11 protein-coding genes are annotated in these 9,802 nt (G+C 73.5%); 1 reads left to right on the forward strand and 10 read right to left on the reverse strand.

The window, feature by feature from the left end:
• Positions 1–3 precede the first annotated feature (3 nt).
• From ACWGKU_RS07095 to ACWGKU_RS07140, 10 genes are all read right to left on the reverse strand, one after another.
• The gene (locus tag ACWGKU_RS07095; RefSeq protein WP_380542572.1) at positions 4–405 is read right to left on the reverse strand and encodes a hydrogenase maturation nickel metallochaperone HypA/HybF; all 402 of its coding nucleotides are present in this window, start codon (positions 403–405) and stop codon (positions 4–6) included.
• 164 nt (positions 406–569) lie between these two features.
• Positions 570–674, reverse strand: a complete 105-nt coding sequence (locus ACWGKU_RS07100) for a DUF6893 family small protein (RefSeq protein ID WP_380630694.1) — start codon at positions 672–674, stop codon at positions 570–572.
• Positions 668–1,180: a hydrogenase maturation protease gene (locus ACWGKU_RS07105; protein ID WP_401054944.1), complete on the reverse strand. Its 513-nt coding sequence runs from the start codon at positions 1,178–1,180 to the stop codon at positions 668–670. The genes ACWGKU_RS07100 and ACWGKU_RS07105 overlap by 7 nt, the downstream gene beginning before the upstream one ends.
• The gene (locus tag ACWGKU_RS07110; RefSeq protein WP_452177538.1) at positions 1,177–2,550 is read right to left on the reverse strand and encodes a hypothetical protein; all 1,374 of its coding nucleotides are present in this window, start codon (positions 2,548–2,550) and stop codon (positions 1,177–1,179) included. Before ACWGKU_RS07110 ends, ACWGKU_RS07105 begins: the two co-directional genes overlap by 4 nt.
• Entirely contained in the window at positions 2,547–3,191 is a 645-nt protein-coding gene (locus ACWGKU_RS07115; RefSeq protein ID WP_401049151.1) for a DUF6084 family protein, read from the reverse strand. The genes ACWGKU_RS07110 and ACWGKU_RS07115 overlap by 4 nt, the downstream gene beginning before the upstream one ends.
• On the reverse strand, positions 3,188–3,835 hold the full coding sequence (locus tag ACWGKU_RS07120) for a DUF5947 family protein (protein ID WP_401049149.1): 648 nt from the start codon (positions 3,833–3,835) through the stop codon (positions 3,188–3,190). Before ACWGKU_RS07120 ends, ACWGKU_RS07115 begins: the two co-directional genes overlap by 4 nt.
• Positions 3,832–4,299, reverse strand: coding sequence for a thioredoxin (locus ACWGKU_RS07125; RefSeq protein ID WP_452177539.1), 468 nt, complete (start codon positions 4,297–4,299; stop codon positions 3,832–3,834). The genes ACWGKU_RS07120 and ACWGKU_RS07125 overlap by 4 nt, the downstream gene beginning before the upstream one ends.
• Positions 4,296–6,083 carry a nickel-dependent hydrogenase large subunit gene (locus tag ACWGKU_RS07130; RefSeq protein WP_452177540.1) on the reverse strand — a complete coding sequence of 596 codons (1,788 nt, stop codon included), beginning with the start codon at positions 6,081–6,083 and terminating at the stop codon, positions 4,296–4,298. The genes ACWGKU_RS07125 and ACWGKU_RS07130 overlap by 4 nt, the downstream gene beginning before the upstream one ends.
• Before the next feature lie 115 nt (positions 6,084–6,198).
• Positions 6,199–7,272, reverse strand: coding sequence for an NADH-quinone oxidoreductase subunit B family protein (locus ACWGKU_RS07135; RefSeq protein WP_359908258.1), 1,074 nt, complete (start codon positions 7,270–7,272; stop codon positions 6,199–6,201).
• A gap of 132 nt (positions 7,273–7,404) precedes the next feature.
• A complete protein-coding gene (locus tag ACWGKU_RS07140) occupies positions 7,405–9,093 on the reverse strand; it encodes an enoyl-CoA hydratase-related protein (RefSeq protein WP_452177541.1) in 1,689 nt (562 codons plus the stop codon).
• 146 nt (positions 9,094–9,239) lie between these two features.
• Here ACWGKU_RS07140 and ACWGKU_RS07145 point away from each other — a divergent pair, with 146 nt between their 5' ends.
• Positions 9,240–9,671, forward strand: coding sequence for a GNAT family N-acetyltransferase (locus tag ACWGKU_RS07145; protein ID WP_452177542.1), 432 nt, complete (start codon positions 9,240–9,242; stop codon positions 9,669–9,671).
• The last annotated feature ends 131 nt before the right edge of the window (positions 9,672–9,802 follow it).

The raw sequence follows: 9,802 nt of genomic DNA on the forward strand, positions 1-9,802 counted from the left end.
GCATCAGCCTTTCTGTTCGGCCCGGACGTCCCGGACCTCGGCCCGGACGTCCCGGGCTTCGGCCCACTGGACGTCGAGGATCTGCAGTTCACGGCCGGACAGCAGCTCGACGCCGCCACCGCCGGAGCAGCTCGGGCAGCCGAGGTCCGGCGGCATGCCGACCGCCCACTCGACCGCGCAGGGGGTGCAGCGGGCCCGGGCCGCGACGGATTCGGTGTCCAGCACGGCGCCCGCCACCAACGTTCCGGTGCAGGCGAGCTCGAAGCAGAAGTCGAGGGCCTCGGGCACCACGCCGGCCAGCTCCCCGACCCGCAGACGCACCCGCGCCACCCCGGGGGCCCCGTGTTCGCGCGCGGCCGTGTCCACCTGCTCGACGACGGCTTCGGCGATCGACATCTCGTGCATGGGTCCCTTCCCGGAGCGGGCGGCAACGCGCCCCATTACAGGGCGCGGTGGCGGCGTCGGCCCGCAGCCGCGCCGCCACCGCACGCGGGGCTGCGCCGTTCGCAGCAATCCGCTCCCCACCTCGGATCACATCCGGTCACATCGGCTCACACGGCTCACACGGCTCACATCCGGGAGATGTGCAGGTACCGCTTGATGTCCGGCAGGCTCTGCCAGACCAGTGCGCCGATTGCCGCCAGCAGGGCGACGCAGAACAGTTTCCTCAGCATGGTGTTGTCTCCTTCTCCGGCTGCGCGGCCTCGTCCACGACCCGCAGGACCACTCGGACCGCCTCCTCCACGGCGGCGGCGACGGGCTCGCTCAGCCCGATGCCCTCCTCCAGCGACGCCGGCTCGCAGCCGACCACCAGCACCCGTTCCGGCGGCTCGCCGCCGGTGCCGGCGGCGAGCGTGGCCAGCAGCGCCAGTACGGCGTCCGGCCCCATCCGGTGCCCGTCCAGGACCGGCACCTCCAGCGGCTCTCCGGTGTCCGCCTCGATCAGGTAGACGGTGCCGGGCGCCCCGCCCCGGCAGGTGGCGTCCACCAGGACGGCGGTGCGGTAGCCGTCGAGCAGCCGGTAGGCGAGGTCCACGCCGCGCACGCCGACGTCGGCCAGCTCGACGCCGGCCGGCAGCGGGTGGGCGGACAGCCGCCGGACGGTCTCGACCCCGAAGCCGTCGTCGCCGAGGAAGATGTTGCCCACCCCGGCGACCAGCACCGTCGAGCCCGTCGTCACGATCCCTCCAGCGGTGTGACCTCGTCGGGCTGGAAGTAGCGGAACCGCCCCTGGGCCCGCCACAGGTCGGCGCCCGGGTCGTCCTCCACGGTGACGGCCAGGTGCACCGATCCGTCCAGGTCGTGCAGCACCGCCTCCACGACGCCGGTCCGCCCGTCCAGGAAGAGGTCCTGGGCGTCGGTGCGCCGCCGGCCGGGCCGCAGCAGGACCCGGCTGCCGGCGCCGACCTCGTGGCCGTCGACCAGCACCCGGTCCCGCTCGGGGTCGACCGCCGGGTCGTCGCCCGGGTCCCACCAGGGCTGTTCGCCGCCGTCGACGGCGCCGCCGCCGGTGACCTCGCGCAGCCCGCGGATGGCCCCGTGCAGCCGCTCCAGCACCTCGGGGGGCATGGACTCGGCCAGGTCGATCGCCGCGCCGGCCCGCTCGTCGGTGCCGCGGGCCTCCCGCTTCTCCTCCTCGGTCAGGGCGGCCGTCCGCAGCGCCAGGATCTCGTCGATCTCGGTGGCGTCGTACAGCGTGCCGAGGCTCTCCGGGGCGATCCGCGGGTGGTCCTCCAGGATGATCGGCGAGGACAGCACCACCGAGCGGTCGCCGTCCGGCCCGGCCAGCACCGGCCAGGTGCGCTCGTTGCGGCACCGCTCGACGGCCGGGCGGGCCCACTCGGGCGGGTCGGTGACGGACAGGAAGCGTCCGTGCTCCAGCCCGAGCAGCAGGTGGGCGGAGACCAGCGAGTGCGGCAGGGCCTGGTCGCGGGTGGCCCCCCGCGGCGGTCTCCAGGGGGAGGTGTTCTCCACCTCCACGGTCAGCCGCTGCGCCCGGTACGGGCCGGGCAGTTCCTCGGCCCGCAGCCAGACCAGGCCGTCGACCTGTTCGCGGCGTCGCACCACCCGGCCGACGACGGCGCCGTCCTCGTGCACCAGACCGGTTTCGCCGACGCCCGGCAGCCGGAACGGCCGCTGCACCCCCTCGCCGTCCACCTCCTCGACCGGGACCAGGAGTTCGACCCTTTCCTCGGCGCCCTCGTCCCACTCGACGAGATCCCGGTCGGCCAGCTCCAGGCGCTCCACCGACTCGAAGCCGGCGGCGGTGGCCCGTTCGACGGTGCGCCGCTGGACCCGCAGGAAACGCAGCTCGACCGCCAGCAGGTCCCCGCCGCGCGCCTCCATCAGGCACTCGGTGCGCTGGTGGGAGTGCTCGCCGCCGACCGCGGTGTACTCGGGCGGCACCAGGACGCCGAACTGCCAGCGCAGCCGGTTCTTGGCCGCCGAGGCGCGGTACGGGTAGAGCACGTAGCCCTCCAGCAGCACCGCGTCGGCGACCTGCCGGGCGGCCGTGAAGCCGCGCTCGATCCGCTCCGGGAAGCCGCTCACCGGACCGTCCCCCCGATCGCGGCCGCCGCGAGCAGCTCGCGCACCGTCGCCTCCCAGGAGGGCAGGGCCCGCCGGGAGCGGTAGGCCAGCAGCTCGTCCATGACGTCCTCCGGCAGCCGCAGCCAGCCGCTGCCGGGGAAGTGCCGGTCGATCGCCTCCTGCCAGACCCGCACCGGCATCCGCACCCGGGCCTCCCGGTCCCAGGGCACCGGGCTGACCTGGAAGCCGCCGGGGCCGGAGAAGGCGGTGCCGGAGAAGAGCAGCAGCAGCGGCACCTCGCCGCCGTCCAGCGCCCGGAAGTAGCGGGCCGAGGCGACCTCCTGGTCGTAGGTGCAGGGCACCGAGAGGTCGATCTCCGTGCCGCCGGTGAAGCCGGGCACCAGCAGCGGCACGGTGGCGAACTGGACCGGGTTGAGCGTGGTGGCCCAGCGCTGCCGCTCGCCGAACAGGTCGGTCAGCCGCTCGCCCTCGGCGTCGCCGTACGGCCGGCGGCCCGGTTCGATCCGCAGCTGGCACTGGAGGGCGAGGGCGTGCACCCGGGTGTCGGCCGGGGCCGTGATGCGCAGCCGGAACACCAGGGTCGGCCCGGCCGCGTACGGGTCGGACCGCACGCCGGTGCAGGCGAAGGCGAGGGCCGTCACGCCGTCACCTCCGCCCGCAGCGGGCGGGCCCGGTCGGCCAGCCGCGCGAAGAACGCGTCGAGTTCGGCCCGTGCCTCGGCGCCGCCGTCGAAGCCGTGCCAGCACCGCCGCAGCCGGCCGACCAGCTCGTAGCAGACGTCGATCGGCACCAGGAAGCACGTCACGCGTTCCTCGGTGCGGCGCAGCAGCAGCGCCTCCACGTCCGGTTCCAGGGCGTCGGCCAGCCGGCTGCCGCCGAGGGCGCGCTGCCAGGTCGCCTCGTCCAGCTCGCTCTCGGTGGCGCCGGCCGGGCCGGGGTAGAAGGCGAGCAGCTGGTCCATCACCGTGTTGCGGAACAGGAAGGCGGTGCCGACCGGGATGCCCAGCACCGACCAGGCCTGCTGGTCCAACTCGCGGGCCGGATCGGCGAGGTAGCGGTCCGGCACGGTGCGGTAGCGGCCGCCGGCCGCGCCCGGCTGCTGGAACAGCAGGCTGCAGGCGGTGCAGGCGCAGGCCAGGGCGCGCTCCTCGACGTCCACCAGGTGGCGGTGGCCGGCGGGCAGGTCCCGGCCGCAGAACGCGCACTGCTCGGGGCGCGGCGGGGCCGGTTCGCGCAGCCGGTGCAGCAGGGCGGTTCCGTCGCGGGAGATCCGGCGGGTGTTCATCGGGCCTCCGCCGGCTGCGGCGGGCGGGTGCCGATCTGGAGCAGTTGCGGGGCGCGCTCCAGTTCCACGGCGGTCACCTCGGGCGCGTGGCAGGCGAGGACGGCCTCCACCTCCTGTTCGCCGCAGCCGCAGCCGGTGGCCGTGCGGCGCAGCCGCAGGACGCCGGTGGCCGGGTCGAAGCCGACCACCTCGACCCGCTCGGACAGGGCGGCCAGTGCCCGGTCGATCCGGGCGGGGAGGTCCTCGGGGTGCAGGTCGTGCAGGAGCAGCACCCCGGCGACGGCCGGGTCGTCCAGCATCCGGTCCAGTGCGGGTGGGGGCAGCGCCGGGACCATCCTGGCCAGGCCCTGGCCGTAGAACTCCATGAGTTCCCGGACCAGTTGCTCGCCCGCCTGCTCGGCGCCGCTGCCGGCCAGGGCGTCCAGGGCCTCGTGGATCCGCTGCCCGGTCCGCTCGGCCGTCATGCGGTGAGCCCGCTCAGGCCGGTGGGCACGTGCATGGTCTGCACGGTGCGCCCGCCGCCGACGTACATGTGCACGCCGCAGGGCAGACAGGGGTCGAAGCTGCGCACCGCGCGCATGATGTCGATGCCCTTGAAGGTGTCCGGGGGGTTCTCCTCGAAGATCGGGGTGTTCTGCACCGCGTCCTCGTACGGGCCGGGCGTGCCGTAGCTGTCCCGGACGCTGGCGTTCCACGGGGTGGGCGGGTACGGGTGGTAGTTGGCGATCTTGCCGTCGCGGATCACCATGTGGTGCGAGAGCACGCCGCGCACGGCCTCGGTGAAGCCGCAGCCGATCGACTCGTCCGGCACCTCGAAGCGCTCCCAGGTCTGGCTGCGCCCGGCGCGGACCTCGTCGAGCGCCTTCTCGGCGAAGTGCAGGGCGGCGGCGGCCGCGTACGCCTGGAAGTAGGTGCGGGCGCGGTTGCGCTCGATGGCGTTGCTCCACTGCGGGATCTTCCACTCGAAGGTGACCTCGGGCTTGGTCATCGAGCGGGGCAGGTTGATCTGCACGCTGTGGCCGGTGGCCTTGACGTAGCCGATGTCGACCAGTCCGGACAGGGCGGTGGACCACAGGCGGGCGATCGGGCCGCCGCCGGTGTCGAGGGCGAGGTGGTCCTTGCCGTCGAACCAGCGCGGGGACATCACCCAGCTGTACTTGTCGTCGAAGTTCCGCTTCTGCGGGGCGGGGATGGTGTGCTGGTTCCACGGGTGGCGGGGGTCGACGGGGTTGCCCAGCGGGTCGTGGGTGACGAACAGGTCCTTGCCCTGCCAGTCCTCGTAGTAGGAGCTGCCGAGCAGGATGCGGATACCCAGGTTGATCTGCGTCAGGTCGTTGGTGACGAGCTTGCCGTCCACCACGACGCCGGGGGTGACGAACATCCGCCGGCCCCAGTCCGTCATGTTGCGGTAGGTGAAGTCGCAGTGGTCCGGGTCGTTGAGGCTGCCCCAGCAGCCGAGCAGGACCCGGCGCCGGCCGACCTCCTCGTAGCCGGGCAGGGCCTGGTAGAAGAAGTCGAAGAGGTCGTCGTGCAGCGGCACGACCTTCTTCATGAACTCGACGTAGCGCATCAGCCGGGTCAGGTAGTCGGTGAACAGCTGCACCGTGGCGACGGTGCCGACGCCGCCCGGGTAGAGCGTGGAGGGGTGCACGTGGCGGCCCTCCATCAGGCAGAACATCTCCCGGGTGTAGCGGCTGACCTGGAGCGCCTCGCGGTAGAACTCGCCCTCGATGGGGTTGAGCGAGCGCATGATGTCGGCGATCGTCCTGTAGCCGTGGTCGCCGGCGTGCGGGGCCTCGGTGCGCTCGGCCTGCTCCAGGACGCCGGGGTTGGTCTCGCGGACCATCTTCTCGCAGTAGTCGACCCCGACCAGGTTCTCCTGGAAGATGTTGTGGTCGAACATGTACTCGGCGGCCTCACCGAGGTTGATGATCCACTCGCCCAGGTGCGGGGGCTTCACCCCGTACGCCATGTTCTGCGTGTAGACCGAACAGGTGGCGTGGTTGTCGCCGCAGATCCCGCAGATCCGGCTGGTGATGAAGTGGGCGTCGCGCGGGTCCTTGCCGCGCATGAAGACGCTGTAGCCGCGGAAGACCGAGGAGGTGCTGTAGCACTCCGCGACCCGCTTCTGCTTGAAGTCGATCTTCGTGTGGATGCCCAGGCTGCCCACGATGCGGGTGATCGGGTCCCAGGACATCTCGGTCAGGCCGCTGCCGTCGCCGGCCGCCCTGGTGGTCGGTGTTGCCATCGTTGCTGTCGTGTCCTTGTCTCTGGGAGCGGGCCCCGGCGAGCGGGCGGGGGGTCGTCGAGCGGGCGTGGGCCGTCGGCGGCCGCACACCGGGCGGTGTGCGGCCCTGCGGCGGTCACCAGGGCGGGCGGTAGCCCGTGGTCAGGTGGCGGCCGGAGTGACGCCACTTCGGTTCCTTGTCCAGCGTGTTCAGCGTGATCGCGCGCAGCCGCCGGATCAGCGCGCCGTACGCGCTGCTGGCGTTGGTGGAGACCCGTGAACCGGGCGGCGGGTCCATGAAGGGCATGAACTTGTCCGGGAAGCCCGGCATGGTGCAGGCAATGCAGATGCCGCCCACGTTCGGGCAGCCGCCGATGCCGTTGGTCCAGCCGCGCTTGGCGACGTTGCACTTCACGACCGGGCCCCAGCAGCCGAGCCGCACCAGGCACTCGGGCGTGCCGTAGTCGGTGGCGAACTGCCCCTGCTCGTAGTAGCCGCCGCGGTCGCAGCCCTCGTGCACGGTGGCTCCGAACAGCCAGGCGGGCCGCAGCTTGTCGTCCAGCGGGATCATCGGCGCGGAGCCGGCCAGCTGGTACAGCAGGTAGGTGAGCGTCTCGGCGAAGTTGTCGGGCTGGATCGGGCAGCCCGGCACGCAGACGATGGGCAGCCCGGCCTTGGACTTCCAGTCCCAGCCGAGGTAGTCCGGCACGCCCATGGCGCCGGTCGGGTTGCCGGCCATCGCGTGGATGCCGCCGTACGTGGCGCAGGTGCCGATCGCCACCACGGCGGTCGCCTTCGGGGCGAGCCGGTCCAGCCACTCGCTGGTGGTGATGGGCTGACCGGTGGCGGGGTCGTCGCCGAAGCCGCACCAGTAGCCCTCCTTCTTGATCTTCTCGTTGGGGATGGACCCCTCGACGACCAGCACGAACGGCTCGATCTCGCCGCGGTCGGCCTTGAAGAACCACTCGACGAAGTTGTCCGCGCCCTGGACCGGGCCGCACTCGAAGTCGATCAGCGGCCAGTGCACCGCGACCTTGGGCAGGCCGGGCAGTGCGCCGGTGACGATCTCCTCGATGCTGGGCTGCATCGCGGCGGTCAGCGAGACGGAGTCGCCGTCGCAGCTGAGGCCCGCGTTGATCCAGAGAATGTGCACCACGTCGGTGTCGGTGGTTGCAGCTGTTGCAGTCGTTGCAGCTGTTGCAGCACCCATGAGGATGCCTCCTCGGGGATGGGAGCCTGAGGGAATGGCTCGAAGCCAGTCATAGCAACGGTCCGGGCCGGGCGCCGGTCCGCGCGGCCCGCGCCGGGCCCCGGGGAGGCAAGCCGGGCGGGGCCGTTCGGGTCACGGTCGCGCGGCGGGCCCCGTCGGCACCGGGCGCTTGTGGACGAACGCGGAACGCAGCGCGTGATACGGCGATTCGGGTGTGAAGAACTGCCGGTGCATGACCGCGAGCTCCTCCTCCCGGTAGGCGTCGAGCGGTTTCGTCCGCTCGTCGGCCTCGCGCGCGGCCTTCTTCGCCGCGATCCGCTGGTGCGCGGTGGGCGAGGCGGCGAGCAGCCCGGCCAGGTGGGCCGTGGACGGCCCGAACTCCTCCGGCCCGCAGGCGAGCACCCGGTCGACCAGGCCGATCCGCTCGGCGGTGGCCGCGGAGACGGGCAGCGCCTGGCGGGTCAGCCGCTCGGCCGCCGCCGCGCCGAGGCGGCGCGGGAGGCTGTACGTCCAGTACTCGGACCCGTACAGCCCCATCAGCCGGTAGTGCGGGTTGAGGACGGAGCCGCCGCGGCACCACACCTCGTCCGCCGCCAGCGCCAGCATCACCCCGCCGGCCGCCGCGTTGCCCCCGACGGCGGCGACCACCAGCCGGTCGGTGGTGGTGAGCACCGCGTCGACCAGTTCGTCCATCGCGGTGATGTTGTCCCAGGACTCGACGGCCGGGTCCGCCGCGGCCTCGATCACGTTGAGGTGGATGCCGTTGGAGAAGAAGTCCCGGCCGCCGCCGAGCACCAGCACCGAGGTCGGGCGGGCGACGGCGAAGCGGTAGGCCGCCAGCAGGCGGCGGCAGTGGCCGGTGGACATCGCGCCGCCCGGGAAGGAGAAGCGCAGGAAGCCCACCGGGCCGTCCTCCTGGTAGCGGAGGTCCGACCAGACGGGGCCGTCCTGCTCGCCCGGCATCAGGGGCGCCGCCAGCTCCGGCAGGGCGGGGAGCAGGCCGCCGAGCGCCGTCACGGCGGGGAGCTTGACGCCCGCGGGGCCGCCGGGGGTGCGGCGGCGCAGTTCGGGGATCCACACGGCACCGTCCGTGGTGGCCCGGCACAGGGCCCCGGCCCGGGTGGCGAGCAGGTCGCCCGGGCAGCCGCGCAACACCGGTTCGCGGTGCCCGCCGTGCAGGTACCAGGTGCCGCCGCACAGCTCGTCGAGCACCCCGGGCCGGGAGTCCGCGGCGCGGAGCCTGCGCAGCACCGCCTCGGTGCTGTCGGCCGCCCAGTCGATCCGGCGCTCCTCCTGGCGCAGGACGGGCCGGGTGCGCACGGCACCGCTCCAGCCGGGGCCGGACTGCGGCTGCGGCGCGTACGTGCCCGAGGCGACGCGCTCCACGGCGAGCAGCGCGGCCGCCACCGCCGCGTCGGCGACCTCGTTGCGGTAGAGGTCGCTCTTGCCGTACTCCGGCAGCCGGCAGGGCGCCGAGGCCCAGACCGGGCCGGCGTCCATCTCCGCCTCGGCCTGGAGCACGGTGACGGCCCATTCGGTGCGGCCGTCCTGGATCGCCCGGTCGAGGGAGGAGGGGCCGCGGTCGCCCGGCGGGCCGGGGTGGACGATCAGGCAGGTGAGCTGCGACCAGAGCTCCCGCGGGATCGCGGTGCGCAGCATCGGGGCGAGCACCAGGTCGGGCTTGAGCCGGCGCACCGCGTCGAGCAACTCCTCGTCGTCACCGGCCAGTTGGAGGTCCACGGTGTGGCGCCGGTCGCGCAGTTCGGCGTGCAGCCGCTGGCTGAGGCTGTTGAACGCGCTGGCGAGGAGAAGAATCCGCATGTCCGCCTCCGACGGGGGGTGCTCCGGGAACCCGGTGATCATCGCTTCCGCCCTCGCGGCCCCCCGCCGCGTCCGGCATGTCGCGCCGCGCGTTCACCCGAGCGGCCGGAGCCGGGCGACGGCGCCGAGCGGGTAGCATGTAAGCTATGAATCCAGTGAGCGACCCTTACGAGCTTCGTCCCGGCGTGCCCACCGTCGAGGTCTTCCGCCGCCTGCGCACCGACGCCGGCCTCTCCGACAAGGCCCCCGAGGCGGTCGCGCTCGCCCTCCCCAACACCTGGTACGGCGTGGTCCTCCACCACGAGGGCGAGCCCGTCGGCATGGGGCGGATCATCGGCGACGGCGGCACCGCGTTCCAGATCACCGACATCTGCGTCCACCCCGCGCACCAGGGCCGCGGCCTCGGCAAGCGCATCATGGCGGCGCTCACCGAGGAACTGGAGCGCCGGGCCCCCGCCACCGCGTACGTCTCGCTGATCGCGGACGGACCCGCGCGCTTCCTCTACGAGAAGTTCGGCTTCGCGGACACCGCCACCCACGACTCGATCGGCATGTACCGGCTGATGGGCGGCCGCTGACGGCCCCTCGGCCGGTTCGACGGCCCGAGCCCGGGGGGCGCCCGGGCGGGGGCCCCGGCGGCCGCCCGGCGGGGGGGCACCCCCGCCGGCCCAGCCCCACGCCCAAGGCCGGGGGCCTCGGGCCGGGGCGG

This window comes from Kitasatospora sp. NPDC054768 (assembly GCF_053612025.1).